The following is a 21674-nucleotide window of genomic DNA, read 5'->3' on the forward strand; positions in this document are numbered from 1 at the left end:
AAAGGCGGCCCTATGACGTGCCGCAATGCAGGTGCACTGCACAATGTGCTACGCGAAACGCGCTCCGATACTCGACGAGCGCGCCGCGGCACAACCGAAAAATCGACGAAAAACAAACGAAAAAAGCCGTCCCGATTCGTCATCGGGACGGCCTCGTAAGAACTGCTGTGGCCGGCGGACCAGTGGTCCGCCTGATTGAATGCTTGTGGTGTTGCTGCGTTGAAACGGGCGTACGCCGCGTTGCTGTCCGAACGATGGACCCGCTAGTCGATCGACAGCACCTGTTTCGCGGATTGTGTCATATCTATGCCGCGCCGTTCACGGCTGAAAAGAATCAGCGCGGCGATGACGACCGCCACGGTGCCGGCGACGGCCGCGAGCGCAAACGAGTAGTCGTTGCCCCGGCTCACGGCAATGGATGCCTGCATCGTGGCATTGACCGAAGCCAGCAGGTTGCCCAGCTGATAGACGAGCCCCGGGAACGTCGCGCGAATTTCGTCGGGCGAAATTTCGTTCAGGTGCACGGGAATCACGCCCCATGCGCCTTGCACGGAGATCTGCATCAGGAAGGCGCCAGCCGCGAGCGCGACTGCACCGCTCGAAAACGCCCACAGCGGCAGCACGGGCAGTGCGATCAGGGCCGCGATGAAGATAGCCCAGCGACGACCGATCTTTTCGGAGAGCGAGCCAAAGAACAGGCCGCCCACAATCGCCCCGACGTTCAGCACAATCGCGATGAGCGAAACCGTATGCGCGTCGAAGTGATGCTGTTCACGCAGGAAGGTCGGGTACAGGTCCTGGCTACCGTGCGAGAAGAAGTTGAAGCAGGTCATCAGCACGATGGCGTAGAGCGAGAGGCCCCAGTTGCGCTTGAGCGTCTCGACGAGACCGGGCCGATGCTTCTTTTCCATGGCCTTCCACGCCGGCGATTCGGGCACGCTTGCACGAATGTAGAGCACGAGCAGCGCGGGCGCTACGCCCACGAAGAACATGCCGCGCCAGCCGATGTACTGATAGAGCACGCCGAACACCACGCTCGCCAGCAGATAGCCGCTCGGGTAGCCCGCTTGCAGGAGACCCGAGACGAAGCCGCGCGCGTGCGCGGGCACGGTCTCCATGGTGAGTGCCGAGCCCACGCCCCATTCGCCGCCCATCGCGATGCCGAAGAGCGAGCGCATGACGAGCAGCGTGGTGAGATTGGGCGAGAAGCCCGAGAGCAGTTCGAGCAGCGAGTAGCACGCGATGTTGACCATCAGCGTGGGACGACGTCCGAATTTGTCCGCCAGCCGCCCGAAGATCAGGGCGCCGATCGGCCGCATGGCAAGCGTCAGGGTGATGGCAAAGGCAACGGCGGGAATTTTCGTATTGAATTCCGCAGCGATATCTTTCAATACGAAAACCATGAGAAAGAAATCGAATGCGTCGAGCGTCCAGCCCAGATAGGCGGCGATCGTTACGTTTCTCTGTTCTCGCGTCCAGCTCATTTGATTTTTCTCCTGTGTCTGCGGTGCTCCGCGCAGTTGGGCGAAAGCAGCGAGGCGCCCGGCACGCCCCGTGGTGCGGGCTTGCGGCGAGTGTACGCCGACGTTTAAACGTCTGCATGAAACTCGCTGCCAAATCGGTACTAATCCCTGGTTAATTCGAGTCGGAATGAAAGCTTTATGTATTTAATGTATTGATAATGTAAATATCAGGGACTCGTATCAAGCATTTCCCGTGCATATTGCAATGCAATAGATTCGGCAAAAAATTGCGGCGGCCGCTGCGAATGAACGCGCGTATGAACGTGCATATGAACGCCCCACGAACGCTTGCATGAACCCGGAAGCCGTGCCATCCGTGCGCGTGGCGCTTCCTTGCGCCGATTAAGCGCGCTTTAAGCCTCGCCCCCTACCTTCAAGCGCGGCGCGTGGGATGTTTGCGTCCTATGCGCCTCCATCGACGTGACCAGCAAGGAGGTCGATATGAACAAGCGTGCCATTCTGTGGTTGCCCGCGGGCGTGCTCGCGGCGGCGTGCGGTTTGCAGTTCGCGTATGGCGCCGAACCGGGCTTGCCGCCCATGCAGCGCGCGGGCGCGATCAGCTATCTGTCGGGTGGTGTCGGGAGCGACCAGTCCAGCGCGATCAAGAGCGTCATGCACCGTTATCCGCTCGTGCTCGAGTTCGTCGGCAAGACCGGCACCGACAACGAATATCTGGCGGACGTGCCGGTGCATATCGCGGACGCGCACGGCAACAACTTGCTGACCACGAAGGCCAACGGGCCTTTCATGTTGCTCTCGCTACCGCACGGGCGCTACGTGGTCAGCGCGAACTACAACGGCAAGACTGAGCGGCGCGAGGTCGATATCGAAGCCGCCACGCGCGCCCATGAAATGTTCGTGTGGCAGATGTAGCGGGTGGCGCGCCGCGTGCAGGCGAAGCGGCGTGCCGCCCTGCGAGCGTGCCGATGCGCGGATTGTGCGGGACGTATCGCGCAAAAAGCCGCGCGCCCGGCTGCTTCGCATGAGCAGGCGGGCGCGCGGATGAAGCGGCGGAAAGGGTGGCGCGATCAGTAGCGCGGAGGCGGACGGTGGTCGTCGCGATGATCGTCGTGCATGCGGTGCGGCGGACCCGGATCACGCGGATGGTGACGCATCCACTCGTCGTGCGCCCAGTAGCGGCGGCCGTCCCAGTAACGGTCGCCATGCCAGCCTATCGAGACGTGCAGGTCGACCGGCATCAGATGGGCCGCGGGAGCCTCGGCCGCCATGTAGCCCGGGGCATAGCCCGGCGCGTAGCCAGGTGCGTGCTGAGCCATGGCCGCGCCTGCGGCAAACAGCGTGCAGCCGCCGGCGAGTGCGGCGACGAAAGGCTTGAGTTTTGATCGCATGAGCGTGTTCTCCGTTGAAATGGCGGCATGGCGATTGAGCCGCCCTTGCCGCGTCGCGTGGTTTTACCGGTTGCAGTGCGTCCCATGGTACGGACGCGTGCTTGCGCAAACGTAATGGGTTGTAAATGAGTGTTCCGCAATATTCGGGGCGCGGGATGCCGCCGCTGCGTGAGCGATCACAGGCTCGCTGCAGCGTGCGGCGAAACACGCGCGCTTCGCCGCGGGGCAAGCGGTTTCGAGCGCGCAGCGTTCACGACGGCTGGACAATCTGCCGTTACAACGCTCACAGCGCGGAAATCGTGAGTGCTTCGTGCGTGCGGGCCGTCCGTCGTGCCACGGCCCAACTTCGATGCAGACGTCTGCGATTGGAGAGCGCGCCGGCACCGCGCTATACGGTTTGCCGCGTCGCGATTGCGCGGCGCATGGCGCGCTCGGGCTGACCATTGTTGCCGTAGCGTCCGACGAGACACAGCGTGCCGATCACGAACGCGTCGCACACCAGGCCCGCGAGCCAGGGAAAGGGTTGCGCGATGGCCGCGTGCGTGGCCGTGTCCACTGCCACGGAAAGCACGCTGCCCAACACGAAGCACACGAGCCCGCGTCGGCCTACCGAGACGATCCACGGCGCCCGGACGGCGAGTTGCCTGACCCAGCCCGCGTGCGTCGCGCGCGCGGCGAGCCATGCGATGGCCACGAAGTTGCCCACGCGCACGAAGGCGAGGTTCTGCTTGAGTTCGCCCGCAAGCGGATGCGCTTCGTGCAGGTGGGCCGCTGCAAGAGCGAGCACGAGCGCAAGCGCCGCCACACTGCAGAGCGCCGCAAGCGGCGAGGCATGGATGCGCGTGTCGATGGGCTGTGCGCGCGCGAGCATGCCGAGCACGAACATCAACTGCCACGCAAACGGATTGAACGACCAGGTATCCGAGGCGGTGGCCGGCAACAGCGCGAGCGCCTCCGGCGCCAGCCACCATAACGCGATGCTGCTGGCCAGCAGCATCGCGGGCCGGCGTGCGGCGGCCGGCACGGCGAGCGGTACGGCGAGGGCGAACAGCACGTACATCGGCAGCACCGCGGAGAGATACGGCTGACGCCGGAACGATGCGACCTCCAGCAAGAGGCCTGCGGGCCGCGCGAGGAAGTCTGTCCAGTCTGTGTAGCGCACGAGCGGCGAGTCGAGGTGCAGGCCGAGCAGCAAGGCGCCGCTCGCGAGCATCAGCGCCGCCGTGAGCAGATACGCGCCGTAGATCTGGCCGCTGCGTTTCACGAAGCGCTTGCGGGCGGCCGATTCGCCGCGCCGCATGCAGACCGCGGCCCATGCCGCCGCCGATGCGTAGCCGCCGAGAAAGACGAACACCTCCGACGAGTCGCAGTACGCGAAGTTGTGCAGCGTGAACTTCGCAAGGACGCTGCCGGAGTTGTGGTCCACGGCAATGACGAGGAGGACGAGACCCCGGAAGAAGTCCACTTCGAGCGATCGCCGCACGTCCGTCTGCATCGTCTGTTGCTCGCAAGGAAGCCGGCCTCGGCATGCGTGGGCACGCGTCCACGCCATGACGGCGCCACGCGCCGCGAGAGGCGCGGCGCGCATGCGTGCCCGGCGTCAGCCGGCGTTTCAGAGTGAGCGTTCAGGATACGGGGGCGAAGATGGCGCCAGGCTGACAGCGTCCCGGCAGGGCTGACACGTCTGACACGTCGCGGTGGCGAATGACGGCATTGCGGACGGCGCCACGCTCGCGAAGGGACGGACGATAACGAAGGGAACGGGACAGAGCAGGCCGGCTCAGTACGCAGCCGAGGAAGAGATGAACCAAAGAAAAACGTGGACCAAAGAAAAAGGCCAGCGTGCGCTGGCCTTTGAATCTGGTGCCCAGGAGAGGACTCGAACCTCCACGGAGTTACCCGCTAGTACCTGAAACTAGTGCGTCTACCAATTCCGCCACCTGGGCAGGTGCTCTGCTTTCGCTTGATCCCGTCGCCTGGTTCAGCGAGGTGCCGCGAAGCAAAGACCGGCATTATAGCCGAGCGTTTCAGCTTGTCAATCGCGACGCTAGTTCAACGAACTCCCGCCGCAGACCATGATCTGCTGTCCCGTGACAGCGCCTGCGTCTTCGCCCAACAGCCAGGCGACGAGCGATGCCACTTCTTCCACCTTCACGTACCGGCCAATGGGCGGCAGCACCGGTGCGCTGGAGGTGCGCTGCGGATCGTTCAGCATCGGCGTTTCCGTTGCGGCGGGCGACACCACGTTGACCGTAATGCCGCGTGGTGCCAGTTCGATCGCCCATGAGCGCGCCATGCCCACCATCGCGGCTTTGGCCGCTGCGTACTGGCTGCGGCCCGCCGCGCCGCCCGACACGCGGCTGCCGATCAGCACGATGCGCCCGCCGTCGCGCATCGAAGGCGCGAGTGCATCGGCAAGCGCCGCGGCCGCGCCGACATGCAGGCGCCACATCGCCTCGCCACCGGGCAGATCGAGGCCGCCGAGTCTCGCCGTCTTCATGAAGCCCGCAGCGTGAACCAGGCCGTCCACTGCGCCTAGCTCGCGCGCCAGCGGCGCAATGGCGTCGATGTCGCCGAGGTCCACGGGCACGTATTGGAAAAGCCGAAAGCGCGCCTCGCCGAAATCGGGCCGGCCGCGGCTCATGCCGATCACCTCGCAGCCGTCCTTCAGCAACCGCGCCGCAACCGCGTGGCCGATGCCCGAACTCGCGCCAGTCACTACGATGCGTCTCGTCATGTGTTGTCCTGCATGCGGGCTCGATTCATTTCGATTCATTCGTGCTTCAGTGCCCGCCCGCGCGAGGCGCGCTCACCGATTCGATCGTGATGCCCGCTACGTTCTCGAACGCGTGCAGGCCGGCGTGTGGCGCCGTGGCATCCGTAATGAGCGTCCACGGTTTTTCGATGGGCGCCCAGTGTTGCTGGCTGTCGCGATTGAGCTTGTCCGAGGTCGCGAGCACGAAGATGCTGGCCGCCTGACGCATGAGGCATTCCTTCAGATACGCCTGATCCGCGGTGGCTTCGCACAGGCCGCGCCCGGGCACGACGCCGTCCGCGCCCAGGAAGGCTTTGTCGACGGTGATGCGCGTCAATGCGAGCTGAGCGATGGCGCCAAGCGTGCACATGCTGGACTCGCGCACTTCGCCGCCTATCAGCGTCAGGTGGACCTTGCTTGCCGCGAGTATCTGCACGACGAGCAGGTTGTTGGTGACCACCTGGACGTTCTCGCGGCCGGCGAGTGCGCGCGCAAGCGCCGCTGTCGTCGTGCCGCTGTCGAGAAAGACGGTGTCGCCCTCGGCCACATGGGCGGCGGCGGCCTGGCCGATAGCGTCCTTCTCCGCCCGGAAGGTTTGCCGCCGCTGTTCGAGGGACTCTTCGCGCGCATGCATGCTGACCGACGCCGCGCCGCCGTAAGTGCGCAGAATGAGCCTTTCGTCGGCCAGCGCCCGCAGGTCGCGGCGCACAGTGGCTTCAGACATGCCGAAGTGTTCGCACAGTTCGGCCACTTCCGTCATGCCTGACAGGACAGCCTTGAGCATCGCCTCGCGGCGGCGGGCAACTTTCATATTTCGGTCGGTGACGGGTTCGATGCGCCGCCTGCGGACATGGCGGGCGGCGGGGCGCACGGTTCGGCGCGACGGTAGTTTATCCATTTCCCGTTTTCCGTGTCTCTTTCAGCCTGTCTTTGCGCCGCCTTGCGGCACCGGTCGAGCGTGCCCGTGCTCCTTGCTTTATGCCTGCGCAGGGCCTGCCGACGCGACCCAGTCTTCCGTCACGCACACGTATTTGATGCGCTGGCGAAAGTAGGTGTAAGCGATGTGCAGGCGTCCGTCGGCGGACTGCACGATGGACGGATACGAAAATTCGCGGTTCAGCTTGTCGGTCGAATTGTTCGTCATGCAGTAGCCGTCGCCCGTTTCGAGGTTGCGCGCGATAGGCCAGGTGCGGCCGCCGTCCGTCGACACGGCGAGCGTCATCGGCGCGCGTGGCGCACCCCAGAACGCGGTGCCGCGCGCCGACGCGGCCTGCGTCACCAGCGTGCCGCTGTCTTCGGCGTCTTCGATGTCGTCATAGAGCGACGCGCGGCGTTGCGTGCTTTGCGCGGCGCTGCTGTGGTTGAACACGAGACCCAGATGGCCGTTGGCGAGCACCACGAACTGGATCGACGAATTGTTGTTGGGCAGATCGAGCGGCTGCGGCTCGCTCCACGTGCGGCCGTCGGCGGAGCGGCTGAGATAGATGTGGTCGGCCCAGCGGCTGCGAAAGAGAGCGACGAGCGATCCGTCGTGCAGCACCTGGATGTTCATATGCACGCACCCGATGCTGCCCGGTACGTCGTGCTCGCTCCAGCTCGTGCCGTTGTCGGTTGAGCGCATCACGACGCTGATGTCGTCGTTGCCCGACCATCGTTCGCCCGCTTTGACGCGGCACAGGAACACGGGGCACAGCCATGCGCCGTCGGGCGCGACGACGATGGGTTGCCGCACGAAGGTGCCGGGTGTGTCGAACAGCGTGTCGATCGGCCCCCAGGTGTGGCCGTTGTCGGCGGAAATGCGCCGGCGCACGATCGACGTGTTCTGATGCCCCGACAGCTGCGCCGTGTAGATGAGCCACAGTTTGCCGTCGGGCGCGGCGAACAGCACCGGGTTCTGTTCGGAGCGCGTCGGGTCTTCGGAAAGGCGCACGGGTTCGGTCCATGTCGAACTGCCTTGGGGCAGTCTCGAGAGATAGATCGAGATGTCGGGCACGCCTTCCTGGGTGCCGCCGAACCACGCGCAAAGCAGGTCGCCGTTGTCGAGCGCGAGCAGATTCGCGGCGTGATTCTGCACCGTTGCGGCAGGCAGATAGGCATCGACGCGTGCATCGTCGCCAGGCGCGGGATGCAATTGGCCCGGCATCGCGGTGGCCTGTGCGGGCAGAGTGGAGTGGCTCGTCATGATCGAATCCTGAAACGGTAGGGCGTGTGGTGCGTACGAAGTGTCGCGGTGGGTGCGAGGCCTCACGAATCCGTGCGCGCAATGCGGCCTTGTTCGACTGGCGCACCGTGGTTAGACGAACGGAACAGCAGCCTTTCGATGACCATCACGACGGCCGGCGTGAGAAGCGCGACATACATGTTGTCGACGCCGAACGGATTGCCCAGCAGGAACCAGGCAGTGGTGGCAACGGTGGCGAGCGCGAGCGCCCAGATCGCGCCGCGGTTGCTGTTGAAGAAGGGCAGATAGATGCCCATCAAGGCGACCACGGTCACGGTGAGCCGCAAGGCGCGGGTGAAGAACGACAGCGCGAGAATCTGCGGCACGAACAGCACGAAGACGAGCGGCAGGAAGCCCACCACGAGCGAGATGAGGCGCGTGGTGCGCAGTTCGCGTTCCGGCGAAGGGCGGTAACGCGGCACGTAGAAATCCTTGACGATCAGCGAGGCGATGGCGAGCGCCACTGTGCTGACGCTCACGAAGATCGACGCCACGAGCGAGACCGTCACGATGCCCGAGAGCAGCGGATGCATGTGCTGCAGGAAGATAGGCAGCGCATAGAGGCTCTTGATGCCGGGGAACAGGAACTTCGCGGCCACGCCGAGAAAGCCGAGCGCAATCGCAATGGGCACGCAGAGCACGCCGGCCATCAGCGTCGCGTTACGCGCTTCGTTTGCGGACTTCGCGCCGGAAATGGCCTGAATGATGAACTGCGTGGAGAAGATGGCGCCCGCCGTGCCGATGATCCACGCGCCGATCGTGCCGCCGCTCAGCATGCCGTTCCACGTGAAGTATTGAGCCGGCATGCTCTGCATCATGGGCGCAATGCCACCCGTCATCGAGAGCGCCACCCACACGAGAATCGCGATGCCGAGCAGCTTCACGGCGCTGTGCAGGATCGTCACGTAGGCCACGCTTTTCAGGCCGCCCCACGCGAAGTAGATCGTGCTCACGACCGCGGTGATGAACGCCGCTGTCGGCAGATTGACGCGCATGACCGTGGATATCGCAGCCGCGCCGCTCACATAGTTGCCCACGTTCACGATGAAGAGCGCGTAGATCATGATGGCCGACACGACGAGCCTGGCCGACTTGCCGTACTTCTGCGCAATGAAGCCCGAGATGGTGAATTCGCCGGACCGGTAGAGCCGCCGCGCCATGAAAAGCCCGAAGAACAGGAAGCCGATGGAGGCGGAGATCACCGACCACGATGCCGCGATGCCCACGTTGAAGGCTTCCTGCGAGGTGCCGATGGTCGACTTGGCGCCGATGTACTCCGACATGAGCAGAATGGCGATCACGATGGCGGGCGTGGAGCGCCCCGCCACCATGAACTGCTCGGTGGTCTTGCTGCGCAGCCGGATGCTGATCCACGCCGTGATGACGATGTACACGACGACCATCGCGACGATGACGGCCGTGTCCCATGCGGTGAAATGATTCATTGCTGTCTCCGATTGTTGTTGGCTGCGGGCGCGCCTGGATACAACGCCCGTCTGGGTCATGCACGGCGCGAGCCGCGCATGACTGCAATAGCGTTACGCGGGTTGCACCGCGCGGCGCGTCGCCAGGTCTCGTGCCTGCTTGAGCGCTTCCAGCATGCTGCGTTCGTCGGCGATGCCCTTGCCGGCGATGTCGAATGCGGTGCCGTGATCCACCGACGTACGAATCACGGGCAAGCCGACCGTGACGTTGACGCCGGCTTCCAGACCCATCACCTTGACCGGGCCGTGTCCCTGATCGTGGTACATCGCTACGACCACGTCGAAGTCGCCGCGCCCCGCGCGGAAAAACAGCGTGTCGGCGGGCAGCGGGCCTTCGACATCCCAGCCGCGTTCGCGCAGCACGTTGACGGCGGGGATGATCTTCTCCTCTTCCTCGCCGTAACCGAACAGGCCGTTTTCGCCCGCGTGCGGGTTGATGCCGCACACACCGATGCGCGGCGATTCGATGCCTGCGCGCACGAGCGTGTCGTGAGCGCGTTCGATCGTGCGCTGCACGAGTCCCGGCTCGATGCGGCGAATCGCGTCGAGCAGGCCGATGTGCGTGGTGACGTGAATGACGCGCAGCTTCGGCGCGACCAGCATCATCGAGACTTCGGGAATGCCCGTGAGATGCGCGAGCATTTCGGTATGCCCAGGAAAGATGTGGCCGCCCGCGTGCAGGGCTTCCTTGTTCAGCGGCGCGGTGCAGATCGCATCCAGTTCGCCCGCCGAGGTGAGTTCCACGGTGCGCGCGATGTATTGATAGGCGGCATCGCCCGCGACGGGGGAGAGCTTGCCGTAGGGCAGGTCGGCGGGAATCAGGCCCAGGTCGATGCAATCGACTTCGCCGTAAGTGAAATGCGCCTGCGCGGGCGTGGCAATGGAGCGGACCGTCAGCGTCACGCCGGCACGGCGCGCCGCATCGACTAACCGCCGCGAGTCGCCGATCACGAGCGGACGGCAACTGTCGTAGACCGACGCGTGCGCGAGGCTCTTCATGATGATTTCCGGTCCCACGCCGGCGGCATCGCCCATCGTGATGCCGATTACGGGACGATATGTCATAGCTTCCTCTTTGCTGGATGCACTGGATGTGCTCGATGCGCTGGATGGATGCGGCGCCTGCCCGTGCGCCTGTTGTGCGACGGCGAGCCGCCGCCACGCGCGATACAGAGTGTCGGGCCGGCCGAAGCCACCCGCCTTGGTGACCACCGGCAACGTTCTGCCGGCATGCGCGGCGACGAGCAACGGCACGCCGCTTTCGATTTCTTCGGCCACGTGCAACGTCGCCACGCCCATCTGCGAGAGCAGCGCACGCGCCGTTTCGCCGCCCGTGGCGATGAGCGCCGCGGCGTGTTCGGCGGCGGGCGCGAGCCGCGCGGCGAGCTGCCGCGCGAGCAGCACACCGTCGGCCACGTCAAGGCGGCCGCGCTGACTCAATGCGACGACGACATGGCGGCCCTGCGTCAATGCGTTTGCGACCTGCGGGGTCAACGCGAGCGTGGCGGCATCGACGGGGTCGAGCAGCGCCTGCGCGTCGACTTCGACGAGGTCGATGGCTTCGCCTGCGTCTCTCACCGTGGCGCACAACGTTGCGGCTTGCCCATGCGAGACGCTGGACATGCTGCCCACTACGGTCAGCACGCCACGCAAGCGCGAATTGCCCGCCACGAATGCGCCTGTACGTGCCTCTTTGCTCGCGCCGCTCACACCGCTTGCACCGCTCACACTGCTCGCCCGCATCGACGCCGCATGCATGTCGACCACCGGAGCGGCGAGCCCGGCGGACCCGACCCAGAACACGTCGTCGAGCGTGATGGACGCGTTCGCGATCGCGGCAAGGTCTTCTTCGGTCTCGCTGTCGCAGACCACGGCCTGCCGTCGGTCATGCTGGCAGACGGCAAGCCGTGCATGCAGCGACGCAGTGCCCTGGCGTACCTCGTCGAGCCCGATGTGGGCCACGCGCAAGCCCGCATCGCGCAGCATTTCGCACAGATCGGCCGTGCCGGCGAGGTGCTCGTTGCGCCAGACCTCGGACGCTTCCACGGGTTCGCCGAACAGGTACTGCCGGCCGTTGCGCGTCGTCCTGCCCGCAGCCGGAAAGGCCGGCGCGACGATGGCCATGCCCGCGAGCGGAACGAGGGCCGCGATTTCGGCGGCCACGTTGCCGCGCAGCGTCGAGTCGATCTTCTTGTACACACGGCGACCGTGCGCATGGGCTCGCCATGCCTCTACGTTCGCGCGCGCCGCCTCTGCGGCGGCGTGGCGGCGCGTATCGGTGTCGATGGCGAGCACATCGGCGTCGCGGGCTTCGCAGGTCTCGCCGATGTCGAGGCTCACGATCGCGCTTAACCCCGCGTTCAACCCCGTGTTTAGTCCCGCGTTTAGCCCATAACGTGCGCATGCCGCGACGCAGTCGGCGGTACCCGACAGGTCGTCGCCGATGAACAGCAAGCGTGCAGGGCTAATGGATGGCGCGTTCATGGCAGCAGCCGACGATAGATCGCCTTGATGTCGTCAAGGCTCAACGGCTTCGGATTGTTGCCGAGCAGGCGCTTGACCTTCGAGGCGGCCACCGCGAGCGCATCGAGATGGTCTTCGCTGACGCCGAAGCGGCGCAGGTCCTGCGGAATGGCCAGCGCTGCGGTCCATTCGCGAATGCGCGCGAGCAGCTTTTCCGCCGCTTGCGCGTCGCTGTCGTCGTGGTGCGCGATAGCGAGCGCATGCGCCACGTTAGCAAGACGCGCTTCGATCGCGTCGCGATTGAATTGCATGACGTGCGGCAGCAGCATCGAGTTCGCCACGCCGTGCGTGACGTTGAACATGCCGCCGAGCGGGTAGGCGAGCGCATGCACGGCGGCCGTGCCGGCCGCGGTCAACGCGAGGCCGCCGTACATGGAACCGAGCAGCATGGCTTCGCGCGCCTTCAGCGACTGCCCGTTGTCATAGGCTTCGAGCAGGTTGCCGCCGATCAGGCGCATCGACTCCATCGCGTACATGTCGCTGACGGGATTGGCCTTTGTCGAGATATACGATTCGAGCTCGTGAATGAAGGCGTCCATGCCCGTTGCCGCGGTGATCGGCTTCGGCAGATCGAGCGTGAGCGTGGCATCGAGTATCACCAGTTGCGGCAACAGAAAACGGCTCACGATGCCGACCTTCAGCGCTTCGTCGGGCAGCGTGACGATGGCGTTCGGCGTGACTTCGGAGCCCGTTCCCGAGGTGGTGGGCACCAGAATCAGCGGCACGCCGGGCGAGGCGATCAGGTCGATGCCGAGCCACTCGCGCAGCGGCTGCGCATTCGTGAGCCGCACGGCGAACAGTTTGGCGGCGTCCAGCACGCTGCCGCCGCCGATCGAAAGCACCGCGTCGGGCGCAAACGGCGCGATCTGCTCGCGGTAGACGGACTCGACGTTTTCGATGCTCGGCTCGGGCTCGACGTCGCGCACGATCAGCACCTGAATGTCCTTCTGTTCGAGCGCCGCGACAACGCGACCCGCCACGCCGTTGGCTTCCATGACGGGCTGCGTGATGAACGCCAGGCGGCGCACCGGCCGGTCGAGCAGCGCGAGCCGCTCGGGCAGCTGCGCGAGGCTGTTGGGGCCGTGCACGATGTGCGGGACGGTCTGGAAGTGATAGACGGCGGTCATGTCGAAAATCTCTGGGGCTGGCGATCGTGGGAGCGTGGCAAAAAAGGTTGTGGCAAAAGGTTGTGGCAAATACGGATTGGCGAATGCGGGTGGCAAAGATGTCCTGCGTTCAACCCACGCGCGGGTAATGCGCGAGCGCTTTGGCAAGACGCTCGCGCGCGGCGGCATCGAGCGGCTGCGCGGGTGAGCGTGCGGGACCGGCGGGCATGCCGAGCATGGCTGCCGCAGTCTTCAGCACGACGGGCATCGTGCCGAGCGCGAACGCATCGCGCAGGGCGCGCAGCGATTCCTGCGCGCGCCGCGCCGTGTCGATGTCGCCGGACTGGAAGCTGTTCCAGATCGACATGACGACACTGGGCACGGCGTTCGTGGTGGCGGCAACCGCACCGTCGCCGCCGGCGATGAGCGTCCACAGGATCATCGAATCCGTACCGGTGAACACGGCGAAATCGTCGCGGCGCAGGTTGATGAGTTGCAGCAGGCGATCGAAATCGCCACCGCTGTCTTTGATGCCGCGAATGTTGGGAATCTCGGCGAGGCGCCGCACGGTGTCCACGTTCAGCGTGACCCCGGCCTTGGCCGGAATCGTGTAGAGCATCACGGGCAGCGACGTGCCGCGCGCAATGCGCTCGTAGTGCGTGAAGAGTTCCTGCTGCGTCGCGCCGTTGAAGTACGGCGTGATGACCGAAACGGCATCGACGCCGACGTCCTCCATCTTGCGGTTCAGCTCGATCACGTCGCGGGTCGCATACGCGCCCGTGCCCGCAATGACGGGCACGCGCGAGCGGGCCTGATCGACGGCGATGCGCGCCACGCGCAGTTTCTCCGCCTCCGAAAGCGCGATGAACTCGCCGTTCGTGCCGAGCACGAAGAGGCCGTGCACGCCGGCGTCGATCAGACGATCGACAAGCGTGCGCAAGCCGGCTTCGTCCACTTCCTCGTTTTCGCTCATCGGTGTGATGAGGGCAGGGACGATGCCCTTGAACGCGATTGACATGCTGTTCTCCACAATGCCTGCTGACTGCTTGCTGCGTGGGCCTCAGAACTTGTGGCGCAAGCCCAGTGCCGCGGCGATCTGATGCGAATTGCTCGATGCCGCGACCGGCCACAATGCCGCGACGGCCGCTTTGCCGGTCGAGTCGATGCCGCTTGCGCGCTGCCAGGCGGTGGTCAGATAGACGTCGGTGCGCTTCGAGAGGAAGTAATCAGCGCCGAGGTTCACCTGGTTGTAGTGCGCGTCGCCCGCGCCGTGGGTGCGCGTGTACTCATACGCTACGCCCATCAGGAGCGTCGGCGTGAACTGATAGTTGAAGTTGATTTCGGCGTTGTCGAACACGGCCGTTGCGCCCTTGTAGCGCGCAATCGGCGCGGACGCGGCACCGGAGCCGAGATCCTCGAAGCGCGAGTTCGAATAGACGAGGCCGAGCCTGGCGGCGCCGAACGTGTAGTTGCCCGCCACCGACGTGACACGCTGCGTGCGTGCCGACGTGTAGCCCGAGAAGATGGGCGTGTTGTTCGGCGAGATGGCGGCGGCGCCCGCTGTGCCGTCCCACAACGCGGTGTTGGGCCGCGACGTGTCGATGTACGAAACGCCCAGCGCGAGCGGGCCGCGGTTGTAGCCCGCCGCGAGGCTCCAGATGCGGTTGTTGCTGAAGTTGCCGGCGGTGCCGCCGAAGCTGAACAGGGCGCCCGCGCGCAAGCCGCCGTAGTCCTGCGAGAGGAACTTCACGCTGTTGCTGATGCGGGAATTGACATACAGGTTGTCGGTGTCGCCGGGGTGCGCGCCGATGCCGCCCGCCCACTGGTTCGCGGCAACGAGCGGCCCCACGAAATCGGCCGACGGTTCGTTCTGGCGCCCCAGCGTCACGGTGCCGTACGGCGTGCCGAGGCCCACCCATGCCGCGCGCCCGAACATGCGGCCGTTCTGCCCCAGCGTACCGGTCGTGCCGCTGAAGCCGTTTTCCAGCGTGAAGATCGCCTTCAGGCCGCCGCCCAGGTCTTCCGATCCCTTGAGGCCCCAGCGGCTGCCCGACTCGACGCCGCTCGACATCTGATAGTTCGTGCCGCCTTTCTGATTGTTCGTGTACATCAACGACGTGTCGATCAGACCATAAAGCGTGACGCTGCTTTGCGCGTGCGCCGACATCGCGACGCCCAGCATGCCGAACAGTGCGAGGGACCTTCTCATTGGTTTCGTCTCCATAGTGTCAGTCAGTTTTTTTGATTGAATCGATCGTTTCTGCCGGGGCGTCTGACCGAAATATCGGCATCCGACACCGCGGGATTGATCGACTCGGTCAGTTTATGTGATCGATTTGGTCGAATCAACTACAGGTAAACCCGGTTTGTGATTGAAACGAGCATTTTGAGCGCGCGGATGCGGATCGAGCGCAAAACCGGTGTGGCGGCCAGAGGAGGGTGAGGAAGGCACGAGCGCAGAAGGCAGCGTCTTGTGTGCCGACGGATGGGGGACGAGGGATCGGTGGGTAGTCGTGCTGAGCCCGGCGGCGGAAGAAAAAGCGCCCCGCGAATCAGACAATTCGCGAGGCGTTCTGAGCCGGCCGTGTGGCGGGGCTATGTGCTGCTCGGCGTGGGAGGGCGATGCGTTACTGCGGACGCCGCCGGAAAAAGAAAAAGGCCAGCGTGTGCTGGCCTTTGAATCTGGTGCCCAGGAGAGGACTCGAACCTCCACGGAGTTACCCGCTAGTACCTGAAACTAGTGCGTCTACCAATTCCGCCACCTGGGCAGGTGCTCTGCTTTCGCTTGATCCCGTCGCTGATTCAGCGAGGTGCCGCGAAGCAAAGATTGCCATTATAAAGGCTCGTCGAACGCTGTCAAGCAATTCGAGCGGTCGGTCAGTACGGCGCGCGCACGGCATCGGAGTGCCCGTTTCACCGTGCCGCAAGGCGGACGGCGCGTCATGCACGGGTGTTAGAATGGCCCGCAGCAGGCCGCCCGGCGCGCTTGCCGCGTCTCATCGACCGACGTCCCACGCAACGAGAAAAACCATCGACAAGCCCTTGAGCAAATATCCGTACCCGATTCCGAGCCGTGAAGAAATCCTCGGCGTGCTGCGCACGAGCGATTCTCCGCTCACGGCGAACGACATCGCCGAAGCGCTCGCCATCAAGCGCCAGGAGCGCGAAGGTTTCTTCCGGCGGATCGCCGCCATGGAGCGCGACGGCCAGATCCGGCTCGATGCGCGCGGGCACTACCAGCTGACTCATCCATCCAGTTTCGTGGCGGGCCGCGTGCAGGGGCACCGCGACGGCTACGGCTTTCTCGTGCGCGACGACGGCCAGGACGATCTGTTCCTGCCGCAGCCCGAGATGCAGAAGGTCATGCACAACGACCGCGTGCTTGCGCGCATCGTGGGCTTCGACCGCCGCGGGCGTCCTGAAGGGCACATCGTCGAGGTCACGGACCGCGCGAACCGCCGCGTGATCGGGCGCCTGCTCAACGAGAACGGCGCGCTGATCGTGGCGCCCGAAGACAAGCGCATCGGCCATGACATTCTCGTCACGCAGAACGCCAAGAAGGCCAAGGTGGGCCAGGTCGTGGTGGTCGAGTTGACCGACTTCCCGAGCCGCCATTCGCAGCCGCTCGGCCGCGTGGTGGAAGTGCTGGGCGACATCGACGACCCCGGCATGGAAATTGAAATCGCGGTGCGCAAGTACGGCGTGCCGCATGCATTCAGCGACGCCGCGCTCGAAGAAGCCGCAAAGCTGCCCGACGAGGTGCGTCCTGTCGACGTGCGCCATCGCGTGGACCTGCGCGACGTGCCGCTCGTCACGATCGACGGCGAAGACGCGCGCGACTTCGACGACGCCGTCTACTGCGAGCCCGTCAAGGTAGGCCGCGGCGACGGCTTTCGCCTGATCGTCGCGATCGCGGACGTCTCGCACTACGTGCGCCCCGCGAGCGATCTCGACGTGGACGCGCTCGAGCGCAGCACCTCGGTGTACTTCCCGCGCCGCGTGATTCCCATGCTGCCCGAGAAGCTCTCGAACGGGCTCTGCTCGCTCAATCCGCACGTGGACCGCTGCGTGCTGGTGTGCGACATGGTCATCACCACGCGCGGCGAGATCAAGGCGTACCAGTTCTATCCGGGCGTCATGCATTCGGCCGCACGGCTCACGTACACCGAAGTGGCCGCGGTGCTGAAGAACACCAAGGGGCCGGAAGCCGCGCGGCGCGCCGGCCTTCTCGATCATCTGCAGAACCTGTACGGCGTCTACAAGTCGCTGTTCGCGGCGCGCCAGAAGCGCGGCGCGATCGACTTCGACACCACCGAGACCTACATCGTCTGCAATGCGCAGGGCAAGATCGAGCAGATCGTGCCGCGCCAGCGTAACGACGCGCACAAGCTCATCGAAGAATGCATGCTGGCCGCGAACGTCTGCGCGGCCGACTTCATGAAGCGCAACCGGCATTCGGGCCTGTACCGCGTGCACGCCGGTCCCACGGCCGAGAAGCTCGAAAACCTGCGCACGTTCCTGCGCGGCATGGGCCTCTCGCTCGGCGGCGGCGAGACGCCTCACGCGAGCGACTACGCGGCGCTGATGGCGCACATCCGCGACCGGCCCGACGCGCAGATGCTGCAGACCATGCTGCTGCGCTCCATGCAGCAGGCGGTCTACAGCCCCGACAACATCGGCCACTTCGGCCTTGCCTACGAGGCGTACGCACACTTCACGAGCCCGATTCGCCGCTATCCCGACCTGCTCACGCACCGCGCCATCTACGCAGTCCTGCAGGGCAAGAAGTACCAGCCCGAAACGCCCGCAGGCGTCGCGCTCAACACGGCGCTGTCGCCGCGTGCCCGCGCGATGCAACAGGAAGACGAGGAAAAGCACGGCCGGCGCGGCCGTCCGAACACGGCGATCTGGGAAGAGCTGGGCCTGCACTGCTCGGCCAACGAGCGGCGTGCGGACGAAGCCTCGCGCGACGTCGAAGCATGGCTCAAGTGCTATTTCATGCGCGACAAGCTGGGCGAGGAGTACGGCGGCATGGTGAGCGGCGTGACGTCGTTCGGCATCTTCGTGCAGCTGGATGCGCTTTTCATCGAAGGCCTCGTGCACGTCACGGAACTCGGCTCCGACTACTTCCAGTACGACGAGATCAAGAACGAACTGCGCGGCGAGCGCACGGGCATTCGCTACCGTCTTTCGGACCGCGTGCGCGTGCAGGTGAGCCGCGTGGACCTCGACGCACGCAAGATCGACTTCCGCCTTGTGCGCGACACGCTCAAGAAGCCGCTGGCGGGTCGCGGCGCGCCGGCCGAGAAGGCAACGGCCGAATCGGCCGGGCCGCGCGTGCGGGCGCTGTCGCCGCGAGACGTGCGCGAGGCGCGCGAAGGCCAGGACGGCCCGCGCGGCAAGAAGGCCGCGCCCGCTCCGAATGCCGCCGTGAAGGCGGCCCGCGCCGCGCGCGGGGCGACCAAGACGGCGAAGAAGCACGCCGCACCCAAGGCCGCCGCGAAGGGCAAGGGCACGTCGCGCAAGAAGCGCTAATACCGCCAAAAGTATTCAAAGGTTTGTCTCATCCATGTCACGTCTCAAGGTTCTATACGGGTTCCATGCGGTTACCGCGCGGCTGCGCCACGATGCATCGACGGTCGAAGATGTCTATTACGACGCCACGCGGCGCGACCGCCGCATGCAGGACTTCCTGCATTTCGCCAAGGAGGCGGGCGTCCGGCTGATTGCCGCCGACGAAACGCGCCTCTGGGGCCTTGCGCGCACCGAGCGCCATCAAGGCGTGGTGGCGCGCGCGGGCGACCTGCCGCTCGCGCAGAACCTGGCCGAGCTGCTCGACGGCATTCAGGGCACGGCGCTCCTGCTCGTGCTGGACGGCGTCACCGACCCGCACAATCTGGGCGCCTGCCTGCGCGTGGCCGACGCGGCCGGCGCGCACGCCATCATCGCGCCGCGCGACCGCTCGGCGGGCCTCAATGCAACAGCCGCCAAGGTCGCGAGCGGCGCCGCGGATACCGTGCCGTACATCACCGTCACGAACCTCGCGCGCGCCCTGCGTGAACTGAAGGAAGCCGGCGTCTGGGTGATAGGCACCGCGGGCGATGCGCAGGCAAGTCTCTACGACACGAAGCTGGACGGCCCCGTGGCGATCGTGATGGGCGCCGAAGGCGAAGGCATGCGCCGCCTCACGCGCGACACCTGCGACGAAGTCATGCAGATTCCGATGGCGGGCACGGTGGAAAGCCTCAACGTGTCCGTGGCTTCCGGCGTGTGTCTCTTCGAGGCCGTCCGGCAACGGCACGCGAAGGCAGGCGCCTGAGCGGACGCCTGAGCTGCCGGTTGAGCAGACGCCTTAGCGCGGCAGAGGGCAGAGAGCAGAGAGCGGCGAGGACAGGGAGCGCGGACCATCCAGGGCGCTTCGGTCCGACTCCGGTAAACTTGCGTGTTTTCCGCGCCTCACGCGGGCTGGTTTCTCCGCTTCCTCCTTAAAGCCGCCTCATCCCATGACTCAAGACGAACTCAAGCAACTGGTCGGCCAGGCCGCCGCCGACTACGTAAACGCCAACGTGCCGGAAGGCGCCGTGATCGGCGTGGGCACCGGCTCCACCGCGAACTGCTTCATCGACGCGCTCGCCGCCACGAAGCACCGCTATCGCGGCGCGGTGTCGAGCTCGGTGGCCACCACCGCGCGGCTGCAGCAGCACGGCATCCAGGTGTTCGATCTCAACGAGATCGAGTCGCTGCCCGTATACGTGGACGGCGCCGACGAAATCGATCACCGCGGCGCCATGATCAAGGGCGGCGGCGGCGCGCTCACGCGCGAGAAGATCGTGGCGTCCGTGGCCGACGTGTTCGTCTGCATCGCGGACGCCTCCAAGCGCGTGGACGTGCTGGGCCAGTTCCCGCTGCCCATCGAGGTCATGCCGATGGCGCGCACCGCGATCGGCCGCCGGGTGGCGGCGATCGGCGGCGTGCCCGTGCTGCGCGTCGCGAAAGACGGCACGCCCTTCATCACCGACAACGGCAAGGAAATTCTCGACGTGAAGGGTCTCGCCATCAGCGACCCGTGCGGCCTCGAAGCCGTCATCAACGCATGGCCGGGCGTCGTCACCGTGGGCCTGTTCGCGCAGCGCGGCGCGGACCTGTGCCTGCTCGGCACCGAAACCGGTGTCGAAACCATCACCTACGCGAAGCACTGAGCGCGTCACGGCATCACGCGAGGTCTCGCCCTTCGAAGGACGAGGCCTCGCCCATCAAGGCCTCGTGTATCAAGAACTCCTGTATCAAGGCCTCATGTATCAAGGACTGACACAGCCGATCGCGCGGGTCATCTGCTCGACATAGACGTCGAGCGAGAAATAGCGCTGCGTGTCGATGAGCGCCTGTTCGGCGAGGCGCTGCGCGAGTTCGGGCGCCGCGCGCAGCGTCTCGATCGCATCCACCAGCGAGTTCAGGTCGCCAGGCGCCACGAGCCAGCCGTTGCGGCGATGCCGCACGATCTCCTTCACGCCGCCCGCGCCCGCCGCAATCACGGGCCTGGCCGCCGCCATTCCTTCGATAATCACGCGCCCGAACGGCTCGGGTTCCGTCGAGGTATGCAGGATCACATCCATCGCCTTCATCCACGCCGCCATGTCGTCGCGAAAGCCTGCGAAGTGCACGCGGTCGGCTACGCCGAGCCGTAGCGCCTGGCGGCGTAGCCGCTGCGCGTAATCGTCCTCGCCGAAGAGCGCCGCGCCCACCAGCACGAGGTGCACGTCGGGCAGCCGCGGTAGCGCCGCGATGGCGATGTGCTGGCCTTTCCACGGCGCAAGCCGTCCGAAGAGGCCCGCGAGCCACGCGCGCTCGGGCAGGCCGAGGCGGCGGCGCAGCGCGGCGAGATCGGCGCCGTCCACATTCGCGAACGCGTGCGTATCGATCCCGTTGTGCACGACCGGAATCGCCGCGAGCGGAATGCCCGTGAGCGACGCGAGCGATTGCGCGGAGGCCCGCGAATTGGCCACCACGTGATCGACGAGATGACGTGCGATGAACTTCACCGCGAGCAGTTGCATGGACCCGAAGTGATCGGCCGACATGATGTCGTGCAGATGCCAGATGACGGGCCGCCTGTGCAGCGGCTTGCCGAGCGCACCGAGCACGAGCGCCTTCTGCGTGTTGAGGAACAGCACGTCGTAGCGCTTCGCGGCCTCGGCGATGGCGCGCACCTGGCGCACGATGGCCGGCAGCGCGAAGAGCCAGCGAAAGCGCAGCGCTTCCTTGCTGATGCCCGACACGCGCGCCTCGCTCGCTACGCTCACGTTCACGCCGAGCGACGCCAGCCGCTCGCGAAACGGCCCGTCCGAGAGCAGCAGCACGGCGCCGCGCGCGGCGAACGCCTGGGCGAGCGGCAGCAGCGAGAATTCGGCGCCGCCCAGTTGCCCGCTCTGATCGACGAAGAGCACGGTGGATTTCGCTTTGAGGCCGGACACAAGCGCGCCATTGGGCGAGCCGGCCACGGCGCCCACTGCAGACCCCACCGCCGACGGCTGCGCCTGCGACAAGCCATGAGCCGCGCCACGGAGTTCGGATGCATTCATCGGCGCTTACCTCGCGAAGGCGTGAAGAGAGTGGCGAGAGGTCTCGCATCTGGCCGCCATTATTCTCGTTACGTTCCCTGAATTGTGTGGTCGCGCGCACGCACGGCAACGCATAAGCCGTCTTACACTCGTTC

16 protein-coding genes and 2 tRNA genes are annotated in these 21674 nt (G+C 65.7%); 4 read left to right on the forward strand and 14 right to left on the reverse strand.

The window, feature by feature from the left end:
* Positions 1-263: 263 nt before the first annotated feature.
* On the reverse strand, positions 264-1484 hold the full coding sequence (locus tag PXJ20_RS15905) for an MFS transporter (protein ID WP_017776591.1): 1221 nt from the start codon (positions 1482-1484) through the stop codon (positions 264-266).
* A gap of 480 nt (positions 1485-1964) precedes the next feature.
* On the opposite strand from PXJ20_RS15905, the gene PXJ20_RS15910 reads away from it, so the two are divergent.
* Positions 1965-2396, forward strand: a complete 432-nt coding sequence (locus tag PXJ20_RS15910; RefSeq protein WP_421029413.1) for a carboxypeptidase regulatory-like domain-containing protein — start codon at positions 1965-1967, stop codon at positions 2394-2396.
* Positions 2397-2551: 155 nt separating this feature from the next.
* Here PXJ20_RS15910 and PXJ20_RS15915 read toward each other — a convergent pair whose 3' ends face one another.
* The 12 genes from PXJ20_RS15915 to PXJ20_RS15970 form a co-directional block, all read right to left on the reverse strand.
* Positions 2552-2872: a hypothetical protein gene (locus tag PXJ20_RS15915; protein ID WP_421029412.1), complete on the reverse strand. Its 321-nt coding sequence runs from the start codon at positions 2870-2872 to the stop codon at positions 2552-2554.
* 388 nt (positions 2873-3260) lie between these two features.
* On the reverse strand, positions 3261-4367 hold the full coding sequence (gene opgC / locus PXJ20_RS15920; protein ID WP_277596304.1) for an OpgC domain-containing protein: 1107 nt from the start codon (positions 4365-4367) through the stop codon (positions 3261-3263).
* A gap of 366 nt (positions 4368-4733) precedes the next feature.
* A tRNA-Leu gene (locus tag PXJ20_RS15925) sits at positions 4734-4818 on the reverse strand.
* A gap of 101 nt (positions 4819-4919) precedes the next feature.
* A complete protein-coding gene (locus tag PXJ20_RS15930) occupies positions 4920-5609 on the reverse strand; it encodes an SDR family NAD(P)-dependent oxidoreductase (protein ID WP_413211990.1) in 690 nt (229 codons plus the stop codon).
* Positions 5610-5655: 46 nt separating this feature from the next.
* Positions 5656-6438, reverse strand: coding sequence for a DeoR/GlpR family DNA-binding transcription regulator (locus PXJ20_RS15935; RefSeq protein ID WP_421029411.1), 783 nt, complete (start codon positions 6436-6438; stop codon positions 5656-5658).
* A 165-nt stretch (positions 6439-6603) separates the two neighbouring features.
* On the reverse strand, positions 6604-7809 hold the full coding sequence (locus PXJ20_RS15940; protein WP_421029410.1) for a sialidase family protein: 1206 nt from the start codon (positions 7807-7809) through the stop codon (positions 6604-6606).
* Between the two features lie 62 nt (positions 7810-7871).
* Entirely contained in the window at positions 7872-9293 is a 1422-nt protein-coding gene (locus PXJ20_RS15945; protein WP_421029409.1) for a sodium:solute symporter family protein, read from the reverse strand.
* A 93-nt stretch (positions 9294-9386) separates the two neighbouring features.
* Entirely contained in the window at positions 9387-11816 is a 2430-nt protein-coding gene (pdxA, locus tag PXJ20_RS15950) for a 4-hydroxythreonine-4-phosphate dehydrogenase PdxA (protein WP_421029408.1), read from the reverse strand.
* Positions 11813-12982: an iron-containing alcohol dehydrogenase gene (locus PXJ20_RS15955; protein ID WP_421029407.1), complete on the reverse strand. Its 1170-nt coding sequence runs from the start codon at positions 12980-12982 to the stop codon at positions 11813-11815. Before PXJ20_RS15955 ends, pdxA begins: the two co-directional genes overlap by 4 nt.
* Before the next feature lie 109 nt (positions 12983-13091).
* Positions 13092-13979, reverse strand: coding sequence for a 4-hydroxy-tetrahydrodipicolinate synthase (dapA, locus tag PXJ20_RS15960; protein WP_421029406.1), 888 nt, complete (start codon positions 13977-13979; stop codon positions 13092-13094).
* Positions 13980-14021: 42 nt separating this feature from the next.
* Positions 14022-15170 (reverse strand): porin, encoded by a 1149-nt coding sequence (locus PXJ20_RS15965; protein WP_199539909.1) that lies wholly within the window; start codon positions 15168-15170, stop codon positions 14022-14024.
* Positions 15171-15644: 474 nt separating this feature from the next.
* Positions 15645-15729, reverse strand: a tRNA-Leu gene (locus PXJ20_RS15970).
* A gap of 274 nt (positions 15730-16003) precedes the next feature.
* Between PXJ20_RS15970 and rnr the strand changes: the two genes are divergently transcribed.
* The 3 genes from rnr to rpiA all read left to right on the forward strand — a co-directional run bounded on the left by rnr (position 16004) and on the right by rpiA (position 20160).
* On the forward strand, positions 16004-18496 hold the full coding sequence (gene rnr / locus PXJ20_RS15975; protein WP_277596298.1) for a ribonuclease R: 2493 nt from the start codon (positions 16004-16006) through the stop codon (positions 18494-18496).
* Between the two features lie 34 nt (positions 18497-18530).
* Positions 18531-19280, forward strand: coding sequence for a 23S rRNA (guanosine(2251)-2'-O)-methyltransferase RlmB (gene rlmB, locus PXJ20_RS15980; RefSeq protein ID WP_017776605.1), 750 nt, complete (start codon positions 18531-18533; stop codon positions 19278-19280).
* Between the two features lie 184 nt (positions 19281-19464).
* Positions 19465-20160: a ribose-5-phosphate isomerase RpiA gene (gene rpiA, locus PXJ20_RS15985; RefSeq protein ID WP_421029405.1), complete on the forward strand. Its 696-nt coding sequence runs from the start codon at positions 19465-19467 to the stop codon at positions 20158-20160.
* Between the two features lie 99 nt (positions 20161-20259).
* Here the strand turns inward: rpiA and PXJ20_RS15990 are convergent, their stop codons facing one another.
* Positions 20260-21540, reverse strand: a complete 1281-nt coding sequence (locus PXJ20_RS15990; protein ID WP_421029404.1) for a glycosyltransferase family 4 protein — start codon at positions 21538-21540, stop codon at positions 20260-20262.
* Positions 21541-21674 lie beyond the last annotated feature (134 nt).

The sequence above is a fragment of the Paraburkholderia sp. A1RI_3L genome (assembly GCF_048957895.1).
GTDB classification, from domain to species: Bacteria; Pseudomonadota; Gammaproteobacteria; order Burkholderiales; family Burkholderiaceae; genus Paraburkholderia; species Paraburkholderia kururiensis.

Coding starts and splice junctions, on each gene's coding strand:
- opgC (WP_277596304.1), bottom strand. CDS start 4,367: ATGCAGACGGACGTGCGGCGATCGCTCGAAGTGGACTTCTTCCGGGGT.
- rlmB (WP_017776605.1), top strand. CDS start 18,531: ATGTCACGTCTCAAGGTTCTATACGGGTTCCATGCGGTTACCGCGCGG.
- PXJ20_RS15965 (WP_199539909.1), bottom strand. CDS start 15,170: ATGAGAAGGTCCCTCGCACTGTTCGGCATGCTGGGCGTCGCGATGTCG.
- PXJ20_RS15915 (WP_421029412.1), bottom strand. CDS start 2,872: ATGCGATCAAAACTCAAGCCTTTCGTCGCCGCACTCGCCGGCGGCTGC.
- PXJ20_RS15910 (WP_421029413.1), top strand. CDS start 1,965: ATGAACAAGCGTGCCATTCTGTGGTTGCCCGCGGGCGTGCTCGCGGCG.
- PXJ20_RS15990 (WP_421029404.1), bottom strand. CDS start 21,540: ATGAATGCATCCGAACTCCGTGGCGCGGCTCATGGCTTGTCGCAGGCG.
- PXJ20_RS15930 (WP_413211990.1), bottom strand. CDS start 5,609: ATGACGAGACGCATCGTAGTGACTGGCGCGAGTTCGGGCATCGGCCAC.
- rpiA (WP_421029405.1), top strand. CDS start 19,465: ATGACTCAAGACGAACTCAAGCAACTGGTCGGCCAGGCCGCCGCCGAC.
- pdxA (WP_421029408.1), bottom strand. CDS start 11,816: ATGAACGCGCCATCCATTAGCCCTGCACGCTTGCTGTTCATCGGCGAC.
- PXJ20_RS15955 (WP_421029407.1), bottom strand. CDS start 12,982: ATGACCGCCGTCTATCACTTCCAGACCGTCCCGCACATCGTGCACGGC.
- PXJ20_RS15905 (WP_017776591.1), bottom strand. CDS start 1,484: ATGAGCTGGACGCGAGAACAGAGAAACGTAACGATCGCCGCCTATCTG.
- PXJ20_RS15945 (WP_421029409.1), bottom strand. CDS start 9,293: ATGAATCATTTCACCGCATGGGACACGGCCGTCATCGTCGCGATGGTC.
- PXJ20_RS15935 (WP_421029411.1), bottom strand. CDS start 6,438: ATGAAAGTTGCCCGCCGCCGCGAGGCGATGCTCAAGGCTGTCCTGTCA.
- PXJ20_RS15940 (WP_421029410.1), bottom strand. CDS start 7,809: ATGACGAGCCACTCCACTCTGCCCGCACAGGCCACCGCGATGCCGGGC.
- dapA (WP_421029406.1), bottom strand. CDS start 13,979: ATGTCAATCGCGTTCAAGGGCATCGTCCCTGCCCTCATCACACCGATG.